This window comes from Rhodococcus sp. WS3 (assembly GCF_003797085.1).
GTDB lineage: Bacteria > Actinomycetota > Actinomycetes > Mycobacteriales > Mycobacteriaceae > Rhodococcus_F > Rhodococcus_F globerula.
Window position 1 is genome coordinate 309,732 of the sequence record NZ_RKMA01000001.1, and the last position, 25,515, is coordinate 335,246.

Sequence of the window (25,515 nt, forward strand, 5' to 3'; positions counted from 1 at the left end):
AGTTATGTCAAGTATTCGATCTGAAACCAAACGCTATGCATCGACATCACGATCCGCCATTAGGCGCGCCGAAACTTCGGGAAGTATTTGACGTGAGTTCGCACATTCCGCGCCTGAACTAACGCACCGTCGGAAGGTCGGGACTCGACACGTCGTACGTCTGGCCCGGCTGCGTCAACAGCGGCAGCGTCACCGCGGCCTTGCGATCCGACTTCTCGACGCCACCCCAGTTGACGACACGCCCGTCGACCAACGTCATCGAGACATCCGAAATGGACCGGGCAGCAACCTCTCCCACCTGCATCCGTAACTCCGGCGGCAATGCCGCGAGCACCTCGAGCGCAGCCAAGGTCGGCGGGTCGTTCCATCCGGGTGTCGCCGTCACCAGTCGGGGCACGCCGGGCGGCGGGACGCCGATCTCGAAGTCGACGCCCTTCTCGTCCAGCAGATGGGTGCCTTCCGGCGAATCCACGAACACCATGGGGACTCGCTCGGTTACCGTCACCCGAATTGTCGACGGATACATCCGCTGCACCCGCGCAGATGCAACCTTCGGAATAGCCGCGACACGTGCCGCTGCCGAACCTGCATCGACGCGCATCAACGGCGTACCGGCTGGGATTGCCAGCAATTCCAGGATCTGCTCCTCGGATACCGTCGACGCTCCCCTGACTTCGGTACCGCGAACCGAGAGAACTGGTGACAACCACGCTGTCAGAACGAGTCCGACAACAACAACGACCGCCAGCGGCGCCATCACCACCGGCCGCTTGTACCAAGGCGATTTCGGTGTCGGCGGCGGCTTCGGCGCAGTAGCGCGGGTCGAGTATCGCGATTCTGTGCGGGTACTTCGCGCTCTGGCGCCTGCGGTACGCCGGGCCGCCGGATCACGACGACCGCGGCGGCTACGTGCGTCCGAACTCATCGCGTCTGCGTGCGCGAAGCCTGATGAGGAACTGCGCGCAACGCGTCGAGGATCTGTTTGCCCAACATCGTCACGTCACCGGCACCCATCGTGATGACGATGTCACCGGGACCGGCCAGGCCGGCTACCTGACGCGGCGCGAGCGACAGATCAGGCTGGTAGTGAACGGGTTTCGTGACAGCCTGTGCAACCAATGCCCCACTGACACCGGGCAACGGTTCTTCACGCGCACCGTAGACGTCGAGAACGACTACCTCGTCTGCAAGGTCCAGCGCTGCCGCGAACTCGTCGGCAAACGTCGCCGTACGTGAGTACAGGTGCGGCTGGAAAACCACGATCACGCGACCGGCAGCAGAGTTCGCAACCGATGAAACATCTTGTGGCCGAACAAGATCCGCGGCTGCGCCGAGAACTGCTCGCACCTCGGTGGGATGGTGGGCGTAATCGTCGAACACACGCACACCGCGCTCACGACCCGTGAACTGGAACCGCCTGTGCACTCCCCCGAATCCGGCGAGCCCTTCGACGATCTCGTCGATCTCCGCACCGGCATCACGCGCAGCCAACAGCGCAGCCAGAGCGTTCAACGCCATGTGACGACCGGGAACAGCCATCCGAACCGTCCGCGCAGCCTTTTCCCCCGCCAACTGGAACTGCAGGACTCCGCCAACGTCGTGCGCCCGGAAATCGAGCAGTCGCACACCCACCTCGACCCCGTCGACCGGCTCGAACGCCGCATCTCCCGCATCTGCACTGCCGTAGCCGATGACTCGAATATCGCCCCGGCCGGAAGCTACGATCCGCTTGGCCAGATCCGCCGAACCCGCGTCGTCGAGGCAGGCGATCAGGAGACCACCGGGAGCCAGTTTGCCCACAAAATCATCGAAGACCTGCACGTAGTTCTCGACGCTTCCGAAGTAGTCCAGGTGATCGGCTTCGATGTTGGTCACGACGATCACGTCGGGGTCGTACTGCAGCAGCGAGCCGTCACTCTCGTCGGCTTCTGCCACGAAGACGTCGCCGCTACCGTGATGCGCGTTGGTTCCGGCCTCGTTGAGTTCGCCCCCCACCGCAAACGACGGATCGAATCCGCAATGCTGCAGAGCGACTACCAACATCGACGTGGTCGACGTCTTGCCGTGGGTTCCCGAAACCAGGAACGTGCGGTTTCCCTCCATCAACGACGCGAGGACTGCCGGCCGGAGAATCACCGGAATCCCACGACGCGCTGCTTCGACCAGTTCCGGATTGTCCTTGGGAATGGCCGCGTGCGTGGTGACGACAACAGTGGGGCCGCCGGGAAGGAGATCCAACGCGTCGGCGTCATGGCCGATCCGGACCTGCGCTCCGCGTGCCCGCAAAGCCAACACGCCGCGACTTTCCTTGGCGTCGGATCCTGATACAAGTCCGCCGCGGGACAACAGAATTCGTGCGATGCCGGACATGCCGGCACCACCTATACCCACCATGTGTACTCGCTCGAGGTGGGCGGGCAGCGCGGTCATCGGTTTCCCCTATTTGTGTTGCGTACTGCGGTGTTGTTACGTGCTTCTGTGTTGCTTTTCCGGGCAGTGTCCAGAACGATCCGCGCGATCTCGGTCGCCGCGGTCCGGTGCCCGACACCGGCAGCCGCCGCGCTCATCGCCTGCAGTCGCGGCGAATCGGTGAGCAACGGCACCACGGTGTCCGCGACAAATGCCGGAGTCAGGTCGGCGTCGCTGACGATCACAGCACCACCTGCTGCGACGACCGGCTTTGCGTTCAACTCCTGCTCACCGTTTCCATGTGGCAACGGAACGTAGACGGCCGGCAGTCCGACGGAGGACACCTCAGCCACAGTCATCGCACCGGAGCGACAGATTGCGGCGTCGGCCGCGGCATACGCAAGATCCATGCGCGAGAGATACGGCACGGCAACGTACGGCGCAGCCTCCGAGAACTGCGCGGCGTCGAGCGTGTTCTTGGGTCCGTGTGCGTGCAACACCGAGATTCCCGCGTCTGCCAACTCCCGGGCAGCGCCTGACACCGCGTCGTTGAGCGACTTCGCCCCCTGCGAACCGCCAAATACGAGCAGAACCGGACCATCGAGCGGAAGGCCGAAATACTCACGCGCCTGTGCCCGTAAACCGGCCCGGTCGAAGTTCGCGATGGATGCCCGCACCGGAATACCCACGATGTCCGCGTCGCTCGCACCGCGATTTTTCACCCCGGACCCGGGGACTGCAGCCAAGACACGCGTTGCCAGCCGCGCACCGATCTTGTTCGCGATGCCGGCGCTGGCGTTGGCCTCGTGGATGACAATGGGAATGGTGCGACGGCGGCGCAAGACCCCACCGCGAGCGGCGAGGTACGCGGGCAGTGCCACATACCCACCAAAACCCACGATGACATCGGCGTCGACTGCGTCGAGCACCTCACGTGTCTTACGCACCGATGCTCGAATGCGTAGTGGGAGTTTCACCAGGTCCATCGTCGGCTTACGCGGCAACGGGACCGGCGGAATCAGTTCGAGTGTGTAACCCCTGGCGGGAACAAGTGTCGTCTCGAGCCCGCGGGCGGTTCCCAACGCGGTGACGGTGGTGTCGGGTGCCAGCGCCTTCACGGCGTCCGCAACTGCCAGAGCAGGCTCGATATGACCAGCGGTTCCTCCACCTGCCACCACTACCGACAGAGCTGAATTAATGCCGCTCACCTACGAATTCCTCGCTCTCGAACTTCATGTGCATCGTGTGTCTTGCGCGTCGGCGCCTGCCGACGTCGTCCATTCTGCCCTGCTGGGGCCTTGCGGCTCGATTCTGCACTGCCGCGCGAGCGGCTCGATTCCGCACTGCCGCGCGAGCGGCTCGATTCCGCACTGCCGCGAGGCCGGCTCGGCCTGACCGACTGAAACGGCACCGGCATCGGTAGCCGCAGCAGCTTGGAAATCCTACCGTCCTGACCGGAGTGCAGGGCGGCGATCGCTTCCGGCTCGTGACGTGCGGCATTGGCGACGACGCCGAACATGAACAGCGTGGTCGCCGTCGACGTTCCACCCGCCGACACGAGAGGCAACTGCAGTCCCGTGACGGGCAGTAGCCCCACGACGTATCCGATGTTGATGAACGCCTGCCCGGTGATCCAGGTCGTCACCGTCGCGGTCAGGATTCGCAGGAACGGATCCGAGGACCGCGCCGCAATCCGTAGGCCGGTGTAGACGAACAGAGCAAAGAGACCGATGACGGCAGCGCCGCCGACAAATCCGAGTTCCTCACCGATGATCGCGAAGATGAAGTCGTTGTGCGAGTTAGGCAGGTAACTCCACTTGGCCACGCTCTGGCCGAGTCCACGACCGAATATTCCACCGTCGGCCAGCGAGTACATAGCCTGACGAGCTTGGTACCCGGTGCCCTGCGGATCTGCATCCGAATCGAAGAAGGCGCGCACTCGGTCTGAGCGGTAACCCGCCGTCAACGCGAGAATCGCCACCGACACCACGCCGGTTCCGAGAATCGCGAGGAATAGTTTGATCGGCAATCCGCCGTACCAGAGCAGCGCAAAAAGAATGATGATGAGCGAGACGGTTGTGCCGAGGTCGGGCTGCAGGATGATCAACACGAAGACCACAAGCGCTGCCGGAACCAACGGTACGAGAAGTTCCTTGATGGTTGTGATCTCGCCGCGGCGCGACGCCAACACGTGCGCTCCCCAGATCGCAAACGCAATCTTGGCCAACTCGGACGGCTGCACCGACAGCGGACCGATGACAAACCACCCGCGGGTGCCCTGCGCCTCGGTCCCGATACCCGGGATGAGAACCAGGACAAGCAGCACAACCGTGGTGACGAACACCGGGAACGACATCGCGCGCATCGAACGAATCGGCAACCGCAACGCGACGTAGAACAACACAAATCCCACAACGGCGAACATCGCCTGCTTCAAGAACATCGAGTACGCCGACTTGTTTTCGGCATAAGCCTCGACGCTCGACGCCGAGAGAACCATCACAAGTCCCAAGACCGTCAACATCACTGCGACGGTTACTACCAGATGAAATGACGCCAACGGCCGCGCAAGCCAGGCACCGATTCGGGTCTTGGGACCCTTGGTCATTCCGCGATCCCAGCCTTGTTCGCGCGTTCCGGCGGATCCGACAGTGCACCGACAGCCGCGGCAAAACTGTCGCCGCGGTGGCCGTAACTGTCGAACATGTCCAACGACGCCGCGGCGGGAGCAAGAACCACCGCGCTACCCGGCGACGCCAGCGCAGCGGCTTGATTCACCACCGCCGCCATCACGGCGTCCGCATCGGACCCGGATGGCAGCCGAATCACCTGCGTCGACGAGCTGAGATTTTCACTCACGTCTGCATCGTCCCCCGTCATCACGCGGACTACGGGGACCTCGGGCGCGTGTCGCGTCAATGCCTGCTCGATGTCGCCCGCGTCGCGTCCGAGTAACACCGCGCCGGCAAGTCGGCTGCGGACCTCTGTCACCAACTCGTCGACGCTGGCCCCTTTGAGCAGACCACCGGCCACCCACACGACTCGATCGTGAGCCAGGATCGACGGGCGGGCAGCATGCGGATTGGTTGCCTTGGAATCGTCGACGTACAGCACCGACCCGACATCACCGACAACTGCGCCGCGGTGCGGTCCGACCTTGTGAGCCGTCAATCCGGCCCGCACAGAGTCAGGTTCGATTCCCACAGCCCGCGCGAGGGACGCTGCGGCAAGCGCATCCATGACACCGGCGGGGCCAGGCGGATCGATGTCCGCGGCCTCGGCCAACTGCAGGCCGTCGCCGAATGCGTTGTCGACCAGATGGCCGTCCGACACACCCAACTCGCCGGGCGCCGGAGCGCCCAACCGGAACCCCACCACGATGTCGGCCTCGGCGCCGGCACCGAGCTCTGCGGCAATCGCATCGTCGAGTCCGACTACCGCGACCTTGCCACTGAGAGCCCGAGCCTTGGCCTCGGCATACGCGGCCATCCCGCCGTGCCAATCGAGATGATCCTCGGCCACGTTGAGGACAACACCGGCGTCCGGGCGCACCGACGGCGCCCAGTGCAACTGGAACGACGACAGTTCGACGGCCAGGTAATCGACTCGCGGCGACGTGTCCGACAGCGCAGACAGCACTGGAAGTCCGATGTTGCCGCACGCCCGCCCTTCGAGACCCGCAGCGTCGAGGATGGACGCGAGCATCGACGTAGTGGTCGTCTTACCGTTCGTGCCCGTGACCACCAACCACTTTCGCGGCGGACCGTAGAGACCGCAGTGGTCGATGCGCCAGGACAGTTCGACGTCGCCCCAGATAGGAATCCCGTGTCCTGCGGCGGCAGCCAGAATCGGGGCGTCCGGCCGGAACCCGGGACTCGTGACGACCAGCGCGAACTGCGTGATCAAACCACGATCTTCCTCGATCGAACTGGTCGTGACGGTGGTGTCTGCACCGAGTTCGGCGCAACGATCGGCAAAATCCAAGGTGGAATCGGCGACGGTCACCGAAGCACCAAGTGCGACCAGAGGTTCGATGGTGGCCTGGCCGGATACCCGGCCACCGGCCACCAGAACGCGTTGTCCGCGTAGCCAACTCAGGTCGTTCGCTCCAGCTTCGGTCACGGTCAGCCTCCGATAGCTGCGAGGAATTCGCTGTAGAAGAGTGCAAGCCCGATCGCCGACGCAATCGCGGCGAGCAGCCAGAATCTGATGATGACCGTGGTTTCCGCCCACCCGGCAAGTTCGAAGTGATGGTGGAACGGTGCCATTCGGAATACCCGTCGACGGCTGGACTTGAATACTGCTACCTGGATCACCACCGACGCAGCCTCAGCGACGAACAGTGCGCCGATGACAACCATCAAGAGTTCGGTGTTGGTGGTGATCGAGAGTCCGGCAAGCATGCCGCCGAGGGCCAGCGAACCGGTATCACCCATGAATATCTTTGCGGGAGCGGCGTTCCACCACAGGAATCCGATACACGCTCCGGCGCCGGCAGCGCAGATCAAGGCCAGATCGAGCGGGTCACGCACGTCGTAGCAACCCTTGACCGGACTGGTTTCGCACGAGTTGCGGAACTGCCAGAACGTGATGATGACGTAGGCGCCGAGAACGAAGCTCATTGCGCCCGCCGCAAGTCCGTCGAGGCCGTCGGTGAGGTTGACGGCATTCGACCACGCACTGACCAGCAAGTAGCAGAACGCGATGAAGACGACCGAACCGAGCGACACCGTGGCGATGTCACGCACGTAGGACAGGTGGACGCTGCCCGGCGTGAGACCGTCGGCGCCGCGGAACTGCAACGCGAGGATTCCGAAGATCACGGCCGCGACAAACTGCCCCACCAGTTTTGCCGTCTTGTTCAGACCGAGATTGCGCTGCTTGCGGATCTTGATGAAGTCGTCGAGGAAGCCGACGCCGCCGAGCGCCGTTGTCAGACCGAGAACCAGCAACCCGGACGCGGTCGGGCCCTCCGCCCCGTCGATGCCCATTCCGATGAGATGCGTTCCGAAGTACCCCGCCCAGATTCCGGCAAGGATAGCGACGCCGCCCATTGTGGGTGTGCCGCGCTTCGCCTGGTGACTGGCCGGGCCTTCGGTGCGGATCTCCTGGCCGAATCCCTGTTTTGCAAACGCCTTGATCAGAATCGGCGTGAGCATGATCGAGACCGCGAGAGCGATGCCCGCGGCCAGCAGAATCTGGATCACTCCGACACCTGCTTCTGCGCCAGGACCGCCTCGGCGACCGTCCAGAGTCCGATCGACTGTGAAGCCTTGACCAGCACCAGATCACCTGGCTCCAGTTCCGCCTCGAGCACCTTCAAGGCCGCGGCAGCGTCCGGGACAACCATCGACTCGTCTCCCCATGAGCCCTCCATCACTGCGCCCTGGTGCATCGCGCGGGCCGGACGACCGGTGCCGACAACAATGAGCTTCGTGACGTCGAGCCGCACGGCCAATCGGCCGATCGCATCGTGCTCGACTACCGACTCGGGACCGAGTTCCGCCATCTCACCGAGCACAGCCCAGCTGCGACGGCCGAAATGACGGTCCGATCTGGCCATCGACACCAACGCCTTGAGCGCTGCGCGCATCGAGTCCGGATTGGCGTTGTAACTGTCGTTGATCACGGTGACGCCGTCGCTGCGGTCGCTGACGTCCATGCGCCGGGCCGACGCGGCCTTGGTGTCTTCGAGGATGCGGGCGATCTCGGCGACCTCCACGCCGTTCTCGAGTGCAACGGCGGCCGCGGCAAGCGCGTTGCCGACCTGATGTTCACCGTGAACCGCGAGACGGATTCGCGCAGAACCCTTCTCCGAGTTCAGGGTGAAACTCGCACGAGCCTGATCGTCGACGGTCACGTCCGTCGCGCGCACGTGCGCACCTTCGGACTGACCAACCAACACCACCCGCGCTGCGGTCCGCGACGCCATGGCCGCGACCATACGATCATCGGCGTTGAGGATGGCGACTCCGCCATCGGCCGCCGACGGAAGTGCTTCGACCAGTTCACCTTTGGTGGCTGCGATCGCCTCACGGGAGCCGAACTCACCGAGGTGCGCCGTACCCACGTTCAGGACGACGCCGATCTTGGGCGGAGCGATCCGCGCCAACTCCGCGATGTGACCGAGGCCGCGGGCCGACATTTCCAATACCAGGAATTTGGTCTGCTCGTCGGCGCGAAGGGCGGTCCAGGGGTGACCCAATTCGTTGTTGAACGAACCGGGCGGAGCAACAACGTCGCCCGAACCACGCAATACCGCAGCAACAAGATCCTTGGTGGACGTCTTGCCGGCCGATCCGGTGATCCCGACAACAGTGAGACCGTTCTGCGCCGACAACGTATCGACTACCGCGCGCGCCAATAGCCCCAATGCGTTCAGCACTGCCGCACCGGAACCGTCTGCGTCGTGCTCGAGCGCCATGACCGAACTCGGACCGCTCGTTTGCGTCGGCGCCACCACGATGGCGGGTACTCCCACCGGCCGCGCGGCGAGCACAGCCACCGCGCCGGCCGCAACCGCTGCTTCGGCGTGCTCGTGACCGTCGACGCGGGCGCCTGGCAGCGCCAGGAACAGTCCACCCGGACCTACTCTGCGAGAATCGAATTCGACGGTCCCTGTCACCATTGCCGACGGATCGTCGACGTCGTGCAGAGTTCCTCCGACGATCTCGGCAATCCGAGAGAGCGTCATCGGGATCATTTCGTGCCTCCATGCGCTGTGTCGATCGCGATCCGGTCGATCGCGTCTCCCAGCACCTCGCGGTCGTCGAACGGGTGCTTGACCCCGTCGATTTCCTGACCTGTTTCGTGGCCCTTGCCGGCCACCAGTACTACGTCGCCGGGCTGTGCCCAACGAACGGCTTGTTCGATCGCTTCCGCGCGGTCCCCGACCTCGAGCACAACCCCACGCTCGGATTCCGGGACCGCGAGCGCCCCGGCCATCACTGCTGCGCGAATCGTGGCAGGTACTTCGGTCCGAGGGTTGTCGTCGGTGACGATCAGCAGATCGCTGCCTCTCGCGCCGGCCTCCCCCATCAAAGCGCGTTTACCCGCATCGCGATCACCGCCGGCACCGACAACAACCCCGACGCGTCCGGAAACCTGATTACGCAGCGTCGCGATGACAGCCTCGAGCGCGGCGGGTTTGTGCGCGTAGTCGACCACGGCGAGGAAATCTTGACCGCGGTCGATTCGCTGCACGCGACCTGGAACGTCTACCGATCCCACCGCCGCCACCGCCGATTGCACATCGATACCGGCCTTCGCGCTCACCGTCAGGGCCAGCGCGGCGTTTGCCACGTTGTATCGACCCGGCAGTCGCAAGGACACCGGCCACGACTGCTCATTCGGTCCGGAAAGGTCGAACAACTGGGAACCGTCGGCTGCAACCTCGACCGAACCGACCTTCCAGTCGGACTCGGCTTCCGTGGTCGCCACCGTTGTCACGTCGCCTGCGGACGCCACTTCTGCCATCCGACGTCCCCACCCGTCGTCGACGCAGATAACGGCGCTATCGGCGTGAACTGTGGACGCCGGATCGAACAGACGGGCCTTCGCCGCGAAGTACTCTTCGAAGTCTCGGTGAAAGTCCAGGTGATCCTGCGAAAGGTTGGTGAACGCTCCGATGTCGAATCGGATGCCGTCGACGCGGCCGAGGGAAAGCGCGTGACTCGACACTTCCATCACAACGGTATCGATACCCTGCTCTGCCATCACGGCAAACAAGGCATGGAGGTGTGGAGCCTCCGGCGTGGTGAGAGCGCTCGGAACCCGCCGTCCATGGATTCTGGTCTCGATGGTGCCGACCAGACCGGGGTTTCGTCCCGCACCGACCAACGCCGCTTCCAACAGGTAGGACGTTGTGGTCTTTCCCGACGTACCGGTGATGCCGATGACCTGCATCTTCTCCGACGGTCGGCTGTAAATCTCAGCCGAGATCTCGCCGAGGACATCCCGAGGCTTCGGGTGAACGAGAACCATCACCGGCCGGTCGACGCTCGGGTTCGACGCGCGCAACAACGCCAACCCGTCGTCGTCGGTCAAGATCGCGGCAGCTCCACTGGCCAATGCGTCACCGGCGAACTGCGCGCCGTGCGAGCGTGCGCCCGGCAGCGCGGCAAACAAATCGCCGGCGACGATGTCCTGCGCACGCAGGTCGACACCCGATACGACGGTGGCGGCCTTCCCGGCACCCGACCATTCCGCGTGCAGCCAGTCGAGTCGGGCTCCGGACAACTCCGCCAAGGCCGTGATCGCCGTCTCAATCGGATTCGCCGGTCGTGCGTTCACCGCTACACCCGGCTCTGACGATTGCGAACGATTCGGCACTGTCACTCGACTCCTGGCGATTGTCGTTGGTCATGGCAGTCGCAGATTCGGACAACCGAAAACTGCGACGTATGAGATTACCGCGTGCAGGAACACCCCGAAGACCGCGTGGATCGTGATCCCTGACGAAACTGTGGATCGTGATCCGCTCGATCAGTCCGCCTGCAGCACCAACTTACGACCCGGATCCGGGGACATCGGCACACTGTCACGCTGCAGCATCCACGACGCGATGTTGTGGAACAACGGTGCGGCCGATTGTCCGCCGCCGCCGTCGACACCGCGAACGGGAGCATCCAACATGATTCCGATCACGAACCGCGGGTTGTCTGCCGGTGCGATGCCCGCAAACGTGATCCAGTAGTTGGAGTTGGAGTAGCACTTGCACGCCGGATCGATCTGCTGTGCGGTGCCGGTCTTGCCGCTGACCTGATAGCCCTCTACGCCCGCAGCCACACCCGTGCCGCGCTGATTTCCGGTGTCGTCCTGCGTAACCGATCGGAACATGTCCCGAACTGTCGCCGCTGTTTCCGGGCTCACCACCTCGATACCGTCAGGCTGCGGCGCTTCGGTTCGCTCCCCTGACGAGTTCTCGGTGGACTTGACGATGCGCGGCGGAATACGAACGCCGTCATTGGCAATCGCCTGGTACATGCCAGTCATCTGCAGCAAAGTCATGGACAAGCCCTGACCGATCGGCAAGTTGGCAAACGTGCCACCGGACCACTGGTCGCGGCTGGGGACCAAGCCGGCACTCTCGTCGGGAAGCCCGACCTCGGTGCGCTGTCCCAAACCGAACTTGTCGAGCATCTCGGCAAACCTATCCTCGCCGATCCGCTCGGCGAGCATGAGCGTTCCGACATTGGACGACTTCCCGAACACACCGGTAGAGGTGTACGGAACCACACCGTGATCCCACGCGTCCTTGACCGTCGCCCCCGACATCGTGATGCTTCCCGGAACCTGCAGAACCTCGTCCGGTGTGGTCAATCCGTCCTCGACGGCCGCCGCCGCGGTGATGATCTTGTTCACCGAACCAGGTTCGAACGGGCTCGTGACCGACAGATTGCCTGTCTCGACCGACCGCAGATTATTTTCCAGACCGATCCCAGGGTTGAACGTGTTGTCATTGGCCATTGCCAGAACCTGACCGGTCGCAACGTCCTGGACGACAACCGACGCGTTCTTCGCACCTGATTTGTCCTTCGCAATCTGCACCTGTTGCTGAACGAAGAACTGGAGGTCGGAATCGATCGTAAGCTGAACTCCGGAGCCGTTGACGGCAGGCTGCTTGTCGCGCCAACTGCCCGGAATCACAGCGCCGTCACTACCGCGGTCGTAGGTCTGGGAACCGTCTATACCGGCAAGGGTCGAGTCCATCGAATCCTCGAGGCCGAGTAGTCCGTGCCCATCCCACCCGGTTGCACCGACCATATTGGCCGCGAGTGAGCCGCCCGGATACTCGCGGATATCCTGGCGTTCGAGGCCGACCTCACGGAAGCTGTCCGAAATCTCCGCTGCAACAGCCGGATCGACGCTCCGCGCCAGATAGACAAACGTCTCCTCGCTGTTCAACTTCGCGAGAATGTCCTTTTCCGGGGCTGCATCACCCAGCTTCGCGTGGACTCCGGCCGCGATCTCGGCCAGCCGAGTCGACACTTCGGGTGCCTGCTGATCTGGTTCGACACCCGCTTCGATGCTCTTGGTCCGGGCTTCTTCCAGTTCTTTGCGAACGGCTTTCGGCTGGAACGTCAGCGCCTTCGCTTCCATCGTGAATGCGAGCGTCGTGCCGTTCCGATCCGTGATCGATCCTCGAACCGCCGGATCGATCTGAGTCGTCGTGCGCTGATTGGCCGACTCCGCAGCGAGGCTCGGAGCGTCGACGCCTTGAATCCACAACAGCTGCAGCGCTGCAACGGCAAGCGCCCCACACATCGTCCACCGACCTACACGCTGACGAAACGGGAAGGTCGCAGACTTCGATCCGCGAGGACCCCGAGAAGCCCGCTGCCCGGCAGGTTGACGACGTGGATCTCGCCGAGGCGCGTCGTACTGGGGATCTCGTCGGCGCGCGTCGTAGTGTGGGTCCCGATTCACCGACGGTCCTCAGTCGGAGACGGCACCACCGTCGTGGTCGGGGACGGAGGAGCGGACGTGACGGGGATCAATTGCTCACTCTGAGCGAGGTTTTGCGGGTTGAGTGGAGCCGGCGCAGTCGTCCGCGCAGCCGGGGGCGCCGAAGGTGCGGTGGTTGCCACCCGGGGCGGCGACGCCACGACAGGTGCGTCGAGCGGCGGCAACGGTTCGGCACTCGCCGGCGCCGGTGTACCGACCACCTCGACGCTACCGTCCGGGTGGACAACAAGGCGGGCCGGATCCTTGGCCGGAACCATGCCGAGCGCGCTCGCCTGATTGGCAAGCTCCGGTGCGGAGTTACGCGACTGGAAATCGCGCTCGAGAGCAGCCTTCTGCTCCACCAAAGACTGATTGAACTCGCGGGCATCGCTGAGTTGATACGAGTCCTCGGCGGACCGGGTCGTCAGGAGCAACGTCACGGCAAGTCCGATGGAGAACAGTCCGATGATGGAGACTACAAACGGAATTCGGGCCTTGAACTCGCCGCCTCGAGAGAGTGCGGTGCCACTGGCACCCACCCCGCTGCGCCCGAGCGCCCGAGCCGTTCGCTTTTCGTAGGCACGCTGCGCCGCACCCGAACGGTGCTTACGTGAAGATTCGTCCCCGGTGGTGCTCTGCTTCGTCATGCCCGCCTCCTGGCAATGCGTTCAGCGGCACGCAAGCGCACCGGAGCTGCTCGTGGGTTCTCCTCGATTTCCTGCTCCGAAGCTCGCTCTGCACCCCGGGTCAGGATCTTGAACTCCGGGCCCATGCCGGGAAGCTCGACCGGAAGCCCCTCAGGGCTGGTCGACTTGGAGCGAGGAACCAACTCTGCCTTGACAACTCGATCCTCGAGCGACTGGTACGACATGAAGACAACTCGGCCGCCAACTGCGAGGGCGTCCAATCCTGCCGGTACTGCGGCACGCAAGGAATCCAATTCGGCGTTTACCTCGATCCGCAGAGCTTGGAACGTGCGCTTTGCCGGATGCCCGCCGGTGCGACGGGTGGCCGCAGGGATGGTCCGATACAACAGTTCGACCAGAGCGGCACTGGTGGTGAACGGCTCCTTCTCGCGCTGCCGAAGTATCTCGGACGCAATCTTTCCCGCAAAACGCTCTTCGCCGTACGTACTCAGAATTCGGGCGAGATCGCCGTGGCTGTAGGTATTGAGAACCTCGGCCGCGGTGAGCCCGACGGTCTGGTCCATCCGCATGTCCAACGGTGCGTCTATCGAATACGCAAAACCACGATCAGCTTCGTCCAACTGCATCGAGGAAACACCGAGGTCGAAGAGAATCGCATGAACCGACTCCGTCGTCGGCAGGCCCGCCTGCTCGAGCGCATCTTCGATGCCGTCATAGGTGGTGTGTACGAACGTCGTTCGGTCAGCGAAGGGAGCAAGACGCTCCGACGCGATTGCCAGCGCATTGGTGTCGCGATCGAGACCGATGAGGTGCAGTCCCGGGTACTTTCCGAGGAAGAACTCGGAATGCCCACCCAGGCCGAGTGTCGCGTCGATCATGACAGCGCCGGCGCCGCCGTCACCGACAGCAGTGATAGCGGGACCGAGGAGGTCGTCTGCGCGGTGCAGAAGAACAGGAACGTGCGCGAAGCCGTCGGTGTCCGAGGGTTCGTTCACCTCGCGATCAACCATGTGTGCTCCGGCTCCTACTTTCATGATTCCGATGAAGAATGACTGCTCGAACGGGCGAATGCTCCGAGGTCCCTGCCCGAAGGAGAACCTGGCGCTGGGGAAGTGCGTCAGGGTCTTTCCGGGCAGAGGCCTCGTGGCATTCGCCACAAACTATCCGCCTAGACGATCTCGCTGAGAGATTCGCCAATTGCTTGGGAATAGTCCTCTTCGTTGTCTCCGAGATACCTCTCCCAGGCTTCGAGATCCCAGATTTCGAGGTAGTCGACAGACCCGGTCACTACGCATTCCTTGGAGAGGTTTGCGTAACGCCGATGATCAGCCGAGAGGGTGATTCGCCCCTGGGCATCGGCGTGCTGTTCATCCGTGCCGGCTGCCAGAGCGCGAACATACGCTCGTGCGGCCGGATCATTACGTGGAGCTGCCGCTGCTTTACGAGCCAGCTTGACGAACTCGTCCCGGGGATAGACAGCAAGGCTGTGATCCTGACTCTTGGTGATCATCAACCCTCCTGACAACTCTTCTCGGAACTTGGCCGGCAAGGTGAGCCGGCCTTTGTCGTCGAGCTTCGGCGTGAAGGTTCCGAGGAACACTCGACACCTCCTGCGAGCTTTCGCCGAAACCCTCCCGTTTGGGCGAAATACGGCTTCAAGCTCTCCGCCCGCACCCACAGTACCCCACTTTCCCCCACACACAAGGAGCTACCGGGCACTAACCGGGCTGATTTGCTGAGTATTAGCAGCTCAAAGCAGGTGGGGAAAGTTGGGGAATTTTCGTCAGCAGTGTCCCCACGCACATCACCGACGTGCTCCGCCCTACGTCACACATGCCCACATTCGACCTATAAGTCCAGCTCAACGAGTACGGCGGATTGCCGCAGCCCCATGCGCCCATCTTTACGCCAGAACTACCCATAGCAGGGGAGGAAAGTGGAGGGGACCATGGTCCCCTGGTAACGCGACAGACGGCCGGCAACCAGTGGTTGCCGACCGTCATGTTTTGTTATGAGTTATGTCGCTTGCGAGGGCGCACGCGCCACCCGCACAGGTGGAACAATTCAGGTGAAATTGACCACCGTGACTCTCCCGCCGAACTGGCCGACGGGATCATCAGCTTGCGTCAGAGCTAGTCCTGCTCGAACCGGCGACGGAATCGATCTTCCATTCGGGAAGAGAATCCCCCACCTGATCGTCGACCGCGTGAATGCCCTCGGCCGCCGCTCGACCCACCCGCGCCTGGAGGCCCGGACTGGTGTTCACCGGCCTGAGCGCCGTCCGCAGTTGGTGTCCCAGTCCGTCGACCGCCGCCCCACAAGAGCATGACGCCGGCGCCGAACATACACAGGAACCCGACCAAGCTGAGAATCGGAAACGAGCCCAGTTTGAGGACTTGAAGGCCTGCAATCAACAGGATCAAGCCCACAACAAAGAGCGCCGCAGCTTGAAAACGCCGTCTACTCGACGGCGCCCTCATACGGCCGCCCCTCACATTGGAGGCGAACTTGGGGTCTTCGGCATAGAGAGCGCTCTCGATCTGATCGAGCATGCGCTGCTCGTGCTCGGAGAGTGGCACGGTACCTCCCCCGGCACTGGAAGTTAGGCAACCACCCCACGGTGTGAGGTGGCGGGTAGTCAACGTGAACGACTACCTGCTTTTTATACTACGAGCAGTTTAGGTCGCGGACCACCAACTCTGGGTACGAGTTATGCCACAAGCGTACGTATTTGCCCGGCCGAACCGTAAATCAGGCCCCATCAGGCCACAGAACCTGCATTTTCTCTGAATTCGGCCATCTCAGACATCAAAAATTTCAGGATGCTCTCAGGTCGATTCGACGAGCCTGACCGACAAAATCTTCGACCGCAGTCAGAAATCGGCCTACTTCGACAGAAAATCCATCGGCATCAGCGTCGCTGAGATCCACCTGCATGCCTGTTTCCACCGCCGCCCGGGTGTTCGACCAGCCGGCGAAGTAACTCGACCACGCGCCGAAAGTGGGTGCGTCCGCGTCCAACCGGGTCCATGCGTTCCCGCTCTTCTTACGCCGTCCACTTCCCGTCGCACCCACAGCCAGAACTGCTCCAGCGCCGCGCAACGCTGCCAGATAGGCGCATCGAAAGCGTTCTGACGCGTCTCCTGCTCCGACGGACTCCGCCAACAATGAATCGGCCTTCCCCAACAGATTCCACGCGAGTCCGCCTGCGGACCCACTTCCGGAGAACGCGGCGGCGGACGATCGCGCCACTCGCCCCGGCATTTTCGCTGACTTCGGGAGCCGTGACAGCGCCGACCGCGAGGGGCACGCCAGTTCCGCCGGCAGCGCCCTTTCGGACTTCGGTGTTCTTTCGGACTTCGCTCGATCGGACATCCGGGGCACCTCCCGCGCCAAAGGGGATTGCATTCACAAGGATCGAAATCTGGTGCGGTGGGGATGCCCGCTTCCCTTCGGGCATCCCCACCTCGGGTGTCATTTCCAGATCACCCTTATCGAACATTCGTTCGACCTATTCAATATAACTGCACCCACCGACAAGTAGTCAAGAGAAGAGGTGAGACCAGTCGACCCGCAGATCGCCTGGACTCCGTACACGGTCGACCTCGACCGCGAGGAATTCGCGAATCGACTACACGAGGCACTGTCCGTGTACGTCACCGCGATGGACTATCCACGTGGCACCGAGTTCCACCGCGCGCCGATGTGGACGGAGCACTCGACCAGGCCGGGATGGAAAGCCGTCGGCGCCTGTGCCGGACGAGAACCCACTGCGAACACTGTTGCTCCGGAAAACTCTGCTGCTCCTGTAGACACTTCTGCTCCCCTGATCGGAATCGCCTACGGCTATCGCGGAAGTTCGGACCAGTGGTGGCACCAACAGGTGTTGCACGGACTGCGTCGCAGCGGTCGGCCGCAGTCCGAGATCTCGGCCATTCTCGACGATTACTTCGAACTGACCGAACTCCACGTCCATCCCAGTGGCCAGGGACATCGCCTGGGTGAATCCCTGCTTCGGCATCTCTTGCGAGATCGGATGGAGCGCTCCGTTCTCCTGTCCACTCCCGAGGTGTACGACGAAGACAACCGTGCGTGGCGGTTGTATCGGCGACTGGGATTTCAGGACGTGCTCAGGCGATTCCGCTTTGCCGGAGACAGTCGACCGTTTGCCGTGCTCGGACGAGGATTGCCGCTGTGACCGCGATTCTCGACGCAGTAGTTGTCGGTGCCGGGCACAACGCGCTGGTCTCGGCGGCCTACCTCGCACGCGAAGGCTGGTCGGTCCAGGTGCTCGAGAAAGACACCGTCGCCGGCGGGGCCGTCTCGACGATCGAACGATTTCCGGGACACAAAGTCGATCGTGGTTCGTCCGCGCACATCATGATTCGGCACACCGGAATCATCGAGGAACTCGGGCTTGCGGCCCACGGACTTCGGTACATCGATTGCGATCCCTGGGCGTACGCGCCACCTCCCGCAGGTTCGGATTGCCCGGGAATCGTGTTCCACCGCGACCTCGACGCCACCTGCCGATCCATCGAACAAGCATGTGGCACACGTGATGCCGACGCCTACCGCAGGTTCGTGAATATCTGGTCGGAGCGCAGCGCGCGGGTGATGCGCGCGTTTTCCGCCCCACCGACCGGACCCAATCTGCTGTCGTCGTTCTGGGGCCTCGACACCGGGAGCGGCGGGAGCGATCTCGCGCGCCAGTTCCTCGCGACCGGTGACGCGCTCCTGGACGAGTACTTCGACAGCGAACCACTCAAAGCCGCACTCGCCTGGTTCGGAGCGCAATCAGGACCACCGATGTCGGAGCCGGGCACCGCGCCGATGGTTGGTTTTGCCGCGCTCATGCACGTTCTGCCGCCGGGGCGCGCCGTTGGGGGCAGCGGCGCACTCAGCGCCGCCCTCATCTCGAGGCTGAAGGTGGACGGAGCCACCGTCGACCTCGGCGACGCCGTGACGTCGCTGACCCGCGACGGCGATCACTGGACCGTGAGAACTGCCGGTGGACACCAGGTTCGGGCTCGCACCGTCATCGCCGGCTGCCACATCTTGACGACGTTGGATCTACTGGGCAACGGAGGCTTCGACGCAGCCACACTGGATCGATGGCGTCGGCGGATCCGCGTCGGTCCGGGAATCGGCATGGTCCTGCGATTGGCAACATCGGCGCTTCCGCGGTACCCGTCTGCGTCGATTGCCGAGAGCACGTCCGGCCTGCAACTTCTGGTGTCCGATCGCGCACACCTACGGACTGCTCACGGAGCAGCTCTCGGTGGCGAACTTCCCCCGCGCCCCGCGGTTCTCGGTATGAGTTTCAGTGGGATCGATCCGAGTATCGCTCCCCCGAACGAGCATCAAGTGACTTTGTGGTCACAGTGGCAGCCGTATCGACTGAGCGCAGATCGCGACTGGGCGTCGCTCGCGGAGTCCGAAGCCGATCGCGTGGTCGCCGAGATGGAGGCGTCGGCGCCCGGTTTCACCGACAGCATCCGCCAGCGGCACATCCAGACTCCGCGCGACATCGAGTCCGAGATGGGGTTGATCGGCGGCAACGTCATGCACGTCGAGATGTCCCTCGATCAGATGATGATGTGGCGCCCACTGCCCGAGTTGTCAGCGCACCGCGTCCCCGGCGCAGAGGGCCTCTACCTCACCGGCGCGTCGACGCACCCCGGCGGTGGTGTGTCCGGAGCGAGTGGGCGCAGCGCTGCGCGCATTGCACTGTCCGAGCGGCGCGGCACGTCGTTGCTGCGCCGGATACGTCGAAGGACGTGATCCGCCAACGTGTTCCGCTGATTCTGGCGTTGGCAGCGATCGGCGCGCAGATCGTGTATCCGTTGGTGGACGGCAGCTCTCGCGATGCCGTGACGATCGCCGTGGTGGGTTTACTGGCCGCCGCGTCAATCAGCCACGCGGCGATCAACCGTGGCGTTGTGTGGACCGCCGCGCTGATCGCAGTCACCGCGGGGGTCGGGCTGGCGTCGGAGATAGTGGGTACCGCCACAGGAATGCCGTACGGCTGTTACGGGTACAGCGTCGACCGACTCGGTCCGGCGTTGTCCGGTGTGCCGCTGATCGTGCCGTTCGCCTGGACTGCTGGCTTCTATCCGATCTGGTGTGTGGCTACTCGCCTGGTTCAGCGATTCACGCCGGCCTCACGGCGAATCGGCCGAGTCGCGCTCACGGTCACAGGGCTGGTCGGCTGGGATCTGTATCTCGATCCACAGATGGTGGCCGACAATCAGTGGGCGTGGTGCGTCGACAACGCGGGACTTGCCGGCATTGCTCACATCCCTCTGACCAACTACGCGGGGTGGATCGCGATCGGCCTGATCATGGCAACGATCATGGAAGCGATCACGAGTCGATTCGAAAAACCGACGCTCTCCGACGCCGTTCCCTACGGGCTGTTTCTGTGGACGTGGCTCGGTTCTGCCCTCGCGCACGCCGTGTTCCTCAGTGCACCCGAGCTGCGCTACTCGGCGATGTACGGGTTTGTCGTAATGGGAATTCTCGGGGTCTGGCTTCTTGCCACCTTCGGCGTCGCGTTCGCCCGGTCTCGGACTTCCCACGCCGACACACCCCCTCGTAGCTGACTACCGATGCAGCGGCTGGCACGATGACGACTGTGCAACAGTCCACGGATGACACCACGCGGCCGCGACGTCGCAAGCAACTCCTTGCCACGACGGCTCTCGTACTGATGCTGGTGCCGCTGCTCGCCGGCTGCCTACGGGTCCAGGTCTCGATGGGTGTCTCGGCCGATGATCGCGTGTCAGGGCAGATCGTCGCCGCCGTGATTCCGGAGAACGAAGCCGATCCCGGGCCACAACTGGTACCGCCGACGTCGCTCGCGGAGAACATCCGGGTTCAGGAATACAAGAAGGACGGCTACGTCGGATCACAGGTGTTCTTCTGGGATCTCAGCTTCGGTGACGTCTCGCAACTGGCTGCCATGACGGACGAAGGCGCCGGTTCGTTCCAGCTCACCCTTCAGCGCAGTGGCGACACCGTCGCGTTGGACGGAAAGGCCGACCTCAAAGCCCTGCCCGCCCAGGGCTCCGACATCCAATTCAGCATCGCCTTCCCGGCACGCATCTCCACGACGAACGGCAACCGAGACGGCGATTCCAGGGTCTCGTGGACTCTGCCGGCCGGCGAGGTATCGACTGTGCGCGCAGAAGTGAACTACGCCGATCCGAGTACCCGCAGCTTTGCGGGATGGGCAGGCATCATGGCCGGCCTCACACTCGGTGTCGCGATTATCGTCGGTGCGATGGCCTGGATGGTGCGCAATCGCGCACCCGTCTCGCAGGCACCGAAGAGTCCACAATCGGCAAAGAGTGACACGCACTGAGCGGGAGTGCTAGACGCTCGCCTGCGAATCGGTCGACACATCCGACGTCAGCCCCAGACGTTCAAGAACCTCGCTCGTGGCCCGTGCGAAGTTCAACGTGATGAAGTGCAGGCACGGAGCGCCTTCAGCGATCAATCGCTCGCCCATTTCGGTAGCGAGGTCGATCCCGAGTTCACGCACCGCTGCCCGATTCTCCTGAGAACCCGAACCGGCGGCGGCGTCGAACCGGCGCTCGAGGGCGGGCGGCAACGACGATCCGGACAGTTCGAGCATGCGCCGCACCGACCGCAGTGAGGTGACCGGCATGATTTCGGGGATGATCGGCTTGGCGCCCTGCTCGGGGTCGAACGCGCTCACGCGATCACGCAGACGCAGGTAGTCGTCGACGTCGAAGAACATCTGCGTGATGGAGTACTCGGCTCCGGCGCGCAACTTCGAGACGAGGTACTTCGTGTCGTGGGCCAGGTCAGGTGCTCGGTAATGTCCTTCCGGGAACGATGCCACGCCGACGTGGAAGTCACCGAGATCGCGGACCATCCGCACAAGCTCTTCGGCGTACTCGACGCCATCGGGGTGTTTCTTCCATTCGCCGAGGGGGTCGCCAGGGGGGTCGCCGCGCAGAACGAGGATGTTGCTGATTCCGCGATCGGCATAGGCGCCGACCATGGATCGGAGTTCGTCGATGCTGTGGGACACCGCAGTGAGGTGTGCAACCGGCAGCAACGTGGTCTCTTCGGCCAATTCTCCTGTGACCCGAACGGTGCGGTCACGAGTCGAACCGCCGGCGCCGTACGTCATGGAGACAAAAGCCGGACCGAGCCTCTCGAATGTGCGCACGGCACGCCACAGACGCGCCTCGGCTTCTGCGTCGCGCGGCGGTGAGAACTCGACCGAGAACGGAATCCGACTCCCTGTGGAAGATGTGATCCGATCGACGATCGATGGTGTTCGGCTGGCCCAGCCATCGCTGGAGCGTCCCCTGACTGCATCGAATGTCACGAGGTAAGCATATGTTTTGTCAACGCAGAACGGAGCATCGCGTCCGTGAATACGTCCCGGATGCCAGGATCGTGCAGTTCACGGCCCACACCGGACATCGGTAGGGACCCCACTAAGCTGGACTCTACGCTCACTGCCTGGCCCTGTTCGCCGGTATGAGAAGTTACCGACCTTGGAGGCCATCCTGTCTGCTCGAACCGACGCCGCCTATCCGTCCTCGCTCGAGTTGCCGGCTTTGTTCGAACAGAGCTTGCGTGACTTCTTTGCCTCCAGGCGCGAAGCGGTGGAAACCATCGGCGGCGGATACGAAACCGCCGTCGACACTCTCGAGAGCTTTGTTCTGCGCGGCGGCAAGCGCGTGCGACCGGCCTTTGCGTGGACGGGCTGGCTCGGCGCCGGCGGCGACCCTCGAAGCGACGACGCCGACAGCGTCATGCGCGCCTGCACGGCGCTCGAACTGGTCCAGGCATGCGCGCTGGTCCACGACGACATCATCGACGCCTCCACGACGCGTCGCGGATTTCCCACCGTGCACGTCGAGTTCGAGAACCTGCACCGAGCTGACAACTGGAACGGCGACGGCGCCCACTTCGGTGAGGCTGTCGCAATTCTGCTCGGCGATCTTGCGCTCGCATGGGCAGACGACATGATCCGCGAATCCGGAATCGGCGCCGACGCCGCCGCTCGGATCAGTCCCGTGTGGTCGGCGATGCGCACCGAAGTGCTTGGCGGTCAGTTCCTCGATATCAGCAACGAAGCTCGCGGCGACGAGAGCGTCGAGGCAGCTATGCGCGTCAACCGGTTCAAGACTGCGGCGTACACGATCGAGCGCCCCCTGCACCTCGGTGCTGCCCTTTTCGGAGCAGACGCGGACCTGATCGACGCGTACCAGAAGTTCGGCACCGACATCGGTATCGCATTCCAGCTCCGGGACGACCTGCTCGGCGTCTTCGGCGATCCGTCGGTGACCGGCAAGCCGTCCGGCGACGACCTCCGCACCGGTAAGCGGACAACACTGTTCGCTGCCGCACTTGCGCGCGCCGATGACACTGATCCTGCTGCGGCACAACAACTCCGATCCGGAATCGGCGCAGAACTGACCGACAACGACGTCGATACGCTACGCACCCTGATCACCGACCTCGGGGCAGTGGACGACGCGGAAGCACGCATCGCCACCCTGGTCGAATCTGCCGCGGCCGCACTGGAATCGAGCAGCGCCACCGCGGAGGCCAAGACACGGCTGCGCGAGATGGCCCTCGCAGCCACGTCGCGCACGTACTGACAGACTGTTCATGAGTGATCCGTCACTATTGGGCACCGAACCGGCTGTCACCGGCGCGCGCAAACGACTCGACGGCAGGGTTCGGTCTCCGGAGCAACTAAACTGTCCCCTCGTAACCGACTATTCGCCAGCAATTCACCACGTACGCGCTACCGCATCCGAACATCTCGGGGGAGGAAACTGCACTCATGACGCCCTCTGCCGCAGCCACCACACCAGCGTGGCATCGAAGGGCCGCTGATTTCCTTCGCACTCCCGAAGGACACAGCGCGCTGCTCGGATTCCTGGGCGCCGCCATGATCATGTTCGGCGGATTCGGCGCAGGTAGCGTCCGGCGCGAGGACCCGTTGCTCGAGTCGATGCATCTGTCCTGGCTCCGATTCGGGCACGGGTCGATACTGTCGGCGGCGATCGTGTGGATCGGCGTGTTGTGCATGATCGGCGCGTGGGCGCGACTGGGTCGCTCGGCGCTGCGCGGTGACGTCGGTTTGCGCGGGCTGCGATTCATCGTGCCGCTGTGGACGTTCCCCCTGCTCTTTGCCGTTCCGATGTTCAGCCGTGACGCTTACTCCTACCTTGCGCAGGGCGCTCTGCTGCGTGACGGCTTCGACCCGTACGAAGTGGGGCCGGTGGTCAATCCCGGCATCCTGCTCGACAACGTCTCCAATGTCTGGACGACGACAACAACCCCGTACGGTCCGGTTCATCTCCTGCTCACTGATGCCATTGTTCGCCTGACCGGTGACAACGTCATCGCGGGCACGATGTTACTGCGCATCACCATGCTGCCCGGCCTGGCATTGATGGTGTGGGGTGTCCCCCACCTCGCGCGCAAACTCGGTGGAAACCCGGCGATCGCCTTGTGGCTCGCGGTCCTCAATCCACTCGTCCTGATCCATCTGATCGGCGGCGTGCACAACGAGATGCTGATGGTCGGCCTGATGGTCGCCGGCATCGCTCTGGCCCTCGAACGCAAGCACATGTTCGGAATCGGTCTCATCGCCTTTGCCGTTGCCATCAAGGCCACTGCCGGGGTGGCGCTGCCGTTCATCGTCTGGATCTGGATGATTCACGAACGTGAAGACGCCGCAGCGCAGGGAACGGAAGCACCGAATCCGATCCGATCCTTTATCAAGACCGCCGGTAGCGGATTTGCGATGTTCGTTGTTGTCCTCGGTTCGACGTCGTTGATTGCCGGTGTCGGACTCGGCTGGACGACGGCGCTCTCCGGCTCCAACAAGATCATCAACTGGCTGTCGTTGCCGACCCTCGTCGCCGAACTGTCCACCGCCGCGACATCGTGGCTCACCGGCAATCACTTCGACGACATACTCCAGGTGACCCGGCTTGTCAGCGCAGTCGTGCTCATCGGAATCATCGCTTTTGTCTGGTGGCGATTCCGCACCACCGAACGCGACGCCGTGATGGGCATCGTGATTGTCATGGTTGCCATCGTGATTCTCTCCCCGGCGGCGCTCCCCTGGTACTACTCGTGGCCGTTGGCCGTAGCTGCCGGCTTTGCACTCTCCCCGACGACCCTGGCCATACTGGTGGGGCTGTCCAGCTGGCTCATGTTGATATTCCAGCCCGACGGATCGATCGGCATGTACTCGTTCCCGCACGTGGTATTGGCAACATTTGCCTCCGTCGTCGCGGCGATGACACTCCGGACGGAAGACCCACTGCGTCTACGGGGACACGCACCGGAGAAAGTCCCGGCAGAAGCGACGTCGACGGCACGATGAATTCGGTGCTCCGCACGGGGTGGGGTCAGCCGGCTATCGCATTCTCGACCACATTCTCGACCGCCGGGTGACCGTCCACCACCGCACGCGCCTGACGTTCGCCGTACCGGCTCCAGTCCGGTCGGCGAGCTACGTCAGGCCGGAAAAACCAATCAGACTCAGAAAGCCATTGCCTGTGCACGGCGGATAACCTCGCGGGCGAGGTGCCCATGCAGGGCGTCGACGGGGCGTCCGGGGAGGGACTCGTCAGACTGGAAAAGCCAGCGCAGCGACGCTACATCGCTGTATCCGCCATCGTGCAGAACTGCCAGCAAACCGGGAAGCCATTTCACAATCTGGCCGTCTTCGTCGAAGAATTCCTCGGGAACCCCGAGAACCCCGTTGCGCTTGACTGCGATGATCTTGCGATCGCGGAGCAACTGGTGCACCTTCGCGACCGGCAACCTGACGCTCTTCGCTACATCGGCCAACTGGAACAGGGATACCGAAGAATCCAGGACATCATCACAATAAGGAATCGCGCTCACCACGGAAGTTTATCGGGTCGGCTTGTCGCGCGGCACGTGGGTGGAACTTTCCGTCGGCAGCGCTGGCTACGATAGACGAGGCGGATGCGAC

The 25,515-nt window shown here is 63.4% G+C and carries 22 protein-coding genes; 6 read left to right on the forward strand and 16 right to left on the reverse strand.

Annotated elements, in window-relative coordinates:
- Nucleotides 1-118 precede the first annotated feature (118 nt).
- The 14 genes from EEB13_RS01330 to EEB13_RS01395 form a co-directional block, all read right to left on the reverse strand.
- Nucleotides 119-925, reverse strand: coding sequence for a cell division protein FtsQ/DivIB (locus EEB13_RS01330; RefSeq protein WP_084703025.1), 807 nt, complete (start codon nt 923-925; stop codon nt 119-121).
- Nucleotides 922-2,430, reverse strand: coding sequence for a UDP-N-acetylmuramate--L-alanine ligase (gene murC / locus EEB13_RS01335; RefSeq protein ID WP_033231000.1), 1,509 nt, complete (start codon nt 2,428-2,430; stop codon nt 922-924). Before murC ends, EEB13_RS01330 begins: the two co-directional genes overlap by 4 nt.
- Entirely contained in the window at nt 2,427-3,617 is a 1,191-nt protein-coding gene (gene murG / locus EEB13_RS01340) for an undecaprenyldiphospho-muramoylpentapeptide beta-N-acetylglucosaminyltransferase (protein ID WP_045070309.1), read from the reverse strand. Before murG ends, murC begins: the two co-directional genes overlap by 4 nt.
- On the reverse strand, nt 3,614-5,017 hold the full coding sequence (gene ftsW / locus EEB13_RS01345) for a putative lipid II flippase FtsW (protein WP_141484465.1): 1,404 nt from the start codon (nt 5,015-5,017) through the stop codon (nt 3,614-3,616). The genes murG and ftsW overlap by 4 nt, the downstream gene beginning before the upstream one ends.
- Complete coding sequence (murD, locus tag EEB13_RS01350; protein ID WP_375128069.1) at nt 5,014-6,531, reverse strand: UDP-N-acetylmuramoyl-L-alanine--D-glutamate ligase; 1,518 nt, start codon at nt 6,529-6,531, stop codon at nt 5,014-5,016. The genes ftsW and murD overlap by 4 nt, the downstream gene beginning before the upstream one ends.
- A 2-nt stretch (nt 6,532-6,533) precedes the next feature.
- Nucleotides 6,534-7,616, reverse strand: a complete 1,083-nt coding sequence (gene mraY / locus EEB13_RS01355; RefSeq protein ID WP_033231003.1) for a phospho-N-acetylmuramoyl-pentapeptide-transferase — start codon at nt 7,614-7,616, stop codon at nt 6,534-6,536.
- Complete coding sequence (gene murF, locus EEB13_RS01360) at nt 7,613-9,112, reverse strand: UDP-N-acetylmuramoyl-tripeptide--D-alanyl-D-alanine ligase (RefSeq protein ID WP_045070313.1); 1,500 nt, start codon at nt 9,110-9,112, stop codon at nt 7,613-7,615. The genes mraY and murF overlap by 4 nt, the downstream gene beginning before the upstream one ends.
- The gene (locus EEB13_RS01365; RefSeq protein ID WP_116101961.1) at nt 9,109-10,740 is read right to left on the reverse strand and encodes a UDP-N-acetylmuramoyl-L-alanyl-D-glutamate--2,6-diaminopimelate ligase; all 1,632 of its coding nucleotides are present in this window, start codon (nt 10,738-10,740) and stop codon (nt 9,109-9,111) included. The genes murF and EEB13_RS01365 overlap by 4 nt, the downstream gene beginning before the upstream one ends.
- A gap of 153 nt (nt 10,741-10,893) precedes the next feature.
- Nucleotides 10,894-12,837, reverse strand: coding sequence for a peptidoglycan D,D-transpeptidase FtsI family protein (locus tag EEB13_RS01370; RefSeq protein ID WP_233365276.1), 1,944 nt, complete (start codon nt 12,835-12,837; stop codon nt 10,894-10,896).
- Nucleotides 12,834-13,502, reverse strand: a complete 669-nt coding sequence (locus EEB13_RS01375; protein WP_095886503.1) for a hypothetical protein — start codon at nt 13,500-13,502, stop codon at nt 12,834-12,836. Before EEB13_RS01375 ends, EEB13_RS01370 begins: the two co-directional genes overlap by 4 nt.
- Nucleotides 13,499-14,512: a 16S rRNA (cytosine(1402)-N(4))-methyltransferase RsmH gene (rsmH, locus tag EEB13_RS01380; protein ID WP_045071103.1), complete on the reverse strand. Its 1,014-nt coding sequence runs from the start codon at nt 14,510-14,512 to the stop codon at nt 13,499-13,501. The genes EEB13_RS01375 and rsmH overlap by 4 nt, the downstream gene beginning before the upstream one ends.
- Nucleotides 14,513-14,670: 158 nt before the next feature.
- Nucleotides 14,671-15,102 carry a division/cell wall cluster transcriptional repressor MraZ gene (mraZ, locus tag EEB13_RS01385; protein ID WP_033231007.1) on the reverse strand — a complete coding sequence of 144 codons (432 nt, stop codon included), beginning with the start codon at nt 15,100-15,102 and terminating at the stop codon, nt 14,671-14,673.
- A gap of 532 nt (nt 15,103-15,634) precedes the next feature.
- Nucleotides 15,635-16,081 (reverse strand): DUF3040 domain-containing protein, encoded by a 447-nt coding sequence (locus tag EEB13_RS01390; protein WP_033231008.1) that lies wholly within the window; start codon nt 16,079-16,081, stop codon nt 15,635-15,637.
- Nucleotides 16,082-16,319: 238 nt separating this feature from the next.
- Nucleotides 16,320-16,877, reverse strand: coding sequence for an SAV_6107 family HEPN domain-containing protein (locus tag EEB13_RS01395; RefSeq protein WP_242484544.1), 558 nt, complete (start codon nt 16,875-16,877; stop codon nt 16,320-16,322).
- 181 nt (nt 16,878-17,058) lie between these two features.
- Between EEB13_RS01395 and EEB13_RS01400 the strand changes: the two genes are divergently transcribed.
- Genes EEB13_RS01400 through EEB13_RS01415 form a run of 4 tightly spaced genes read left to right on the forward strand, consistent with a single transcriptional unit; the run spans nt 17,059 to nt 20,868 of the window.
- On the forward strand, nt 17,059-17,700 hold the full coding sequence (locus EEB13_RS01400; RefSeq protein WP_095886504.1) for a GNAT family N-acetyltransferase: 642 nt from the start codon (nt 17,059-17,061) through the stop codon (nt 17,698-17,700).
- A gap of 5 nt (nt 17,701-17,705) precedes the next feature.
- A complete protein-coding gene (locus tag EEB13_RS01405; protein ID WP_172936226.1) occupies nt 17,706-19,286 on the forward strand; it encodes a phytoene desaturase family protein in 1,581 nt (526 codons plus the stop codon).
- A complete protein-coding gene (locus EEB13_RS01410) occupies nt 19,286-20,107 on the forward strand; it encodes a carotenoid biosynthesis protein (protein WP_141485511.1) in 822 nt (273 codons plus the stop codon). The genes EEB13_RS01405 and EEB13_RS01410 overlap by 1 nt, the downstream gene beginning before the upstream one ends.
- 23 nt (nt 20,108-20,130) lie before the next feature.
- Nucleotides 20,131-20,868, forward strand: a complete 738-nt coding sequence (locus EEB13_RS01415; protein ID WP_033231011.1) for an LppM family (lipo)protein — start codon at nt 20,131-20,133, stop codon at nt 20,866-20,868.
- Nucleotides 20,869-20,877: 9 nt separating this feature from the next.
- On the opposite strand, the gene EEB13_RS01420 is transcribed toward EEB13_RS01415, so the two are convergent.
- On the reverse strand, nt 20,878-21,867 hold the full coding sequence (locus EEB13_RS01420; protein WP_033231012.1) for a methylenetetrahydrofolate reductase: 990 nt from the start codon (nt 21,865-21,867) through the stop codon (nt 20,878-20,880).
- A 172-nt stretch (nt 21,868-22,039) separates the two neighbouring features.
- Here EEB13_RS01420 and EEB13_RS01425 point away from each other — a divergent pair, with 172 nt between their 5' ends.
- The gene (locus tag EEB13_RS01425; protein ID WP_141484466.1) at nt 22,040-23,152 is read left to right on the forward strand and encodes a polyprenyl synthetase family protein; all 1,113 of its coding nucleotides are present in this window, start codon (nt 22,040-22,042) and stop codon (nt 23,150-23,152) included.
- Nucleotides 23,153-23,340: 188 nt separating this feature from the next.
- The gene (locus EEB13_RS01430) at nt 23,341-24,897 is read left to right on the forward strand and encodes an alpha-(1->6)-mannopyranosyltransferase A (protein ID WP_033231013.1); all 1,557 of its coding nucleotides are present in this window, start codon (nt 23,341-23,343) and stop codon (nt 24,895-24,897) included.
- A gap of 158 nt (nt 24,898-25,055) precedes the next feature.
- Here EEB13_RS01430 and EEB13_RS01435 read toward each other — a convergent pair whose 3' ends face one another.
- Nucleotides 25,056-25,424 (reverse strand): Rv2175c family DNA-binding protein, encoded by a 369-nt coding sequence (locus EEB13_RS01435; RefSeq protein WP_033231451.1) that lies wholly within the window; start codon nt 25,422-25,424, stop codon nt 25,056-25,058.
- Nucleotides 25,425-25,515: the final 91 nt, after the last annotated feature.

Bases quoted from the DNA above. Each gene is read 5' to 3' on its own strand.
- rsmH (WP_045071103.1), bottom strand. From the start codon at position 14,512: ATGGTTGATCGCGAGGTGAACGAACCCTCGGACACCGACGGCTTCGCG.
- EEB13_RS01430 (WP_033231013.1), top strand. From the start codon at position 23,341: ATGACGCCCTCTGCCGCAGCCACCACACCAGCGTGGCATCGAAGGGCC.
- EEB13_RS01330 (WP_084703025.1), bottom strand. From the start codon at position 925: ATGAGTTCGGACGCACGTAGCCGCCGCGGTCGTCGTGATCCGGCGGCC.
- murC (WP_033231000.1), bottom strand. From the start codon at position 2,430: ATGACCGCGCTGCCCGCCCACCTCGAGCGAGTACACATGGTGGGTATA.
- EEB13_RS01395 (WP_242484544.1), bottom strand. From the start codon at position 16,877: ATGTCCGATCGAGCGAAGTCCGAAAGAACACCGAAGTCCGAAAGGGCG.
- ftsW (WP_141484465.1), bottom strand. From the start codon at position 5,017: ATGACCAAGGGTCCCAAGACCCGAATCGGTGCCTGGCTTGCGCGGCCG.
- EEB13_RS01415 (WP_033231011.1), top strand. From the start codon at position 20,131: ATGACGACTGTGCAACAGTCCACGGATGACACCACGCGGCCGCGACGT.
- murF (WP_045070313.1), bottom strand. From the start codon at position 9,112: ATGATCCCGATGACGCTCTCTCGGATTGCCGAGATCGTCGGAGGAACT.
- EEB13_RS01375 (WP_095886503.1), bottom strand. From the start codon at position 13,502: ATGACGAAGCAGAGCACCACCGGGGACGAATCTTCACGTAAGCACCGT.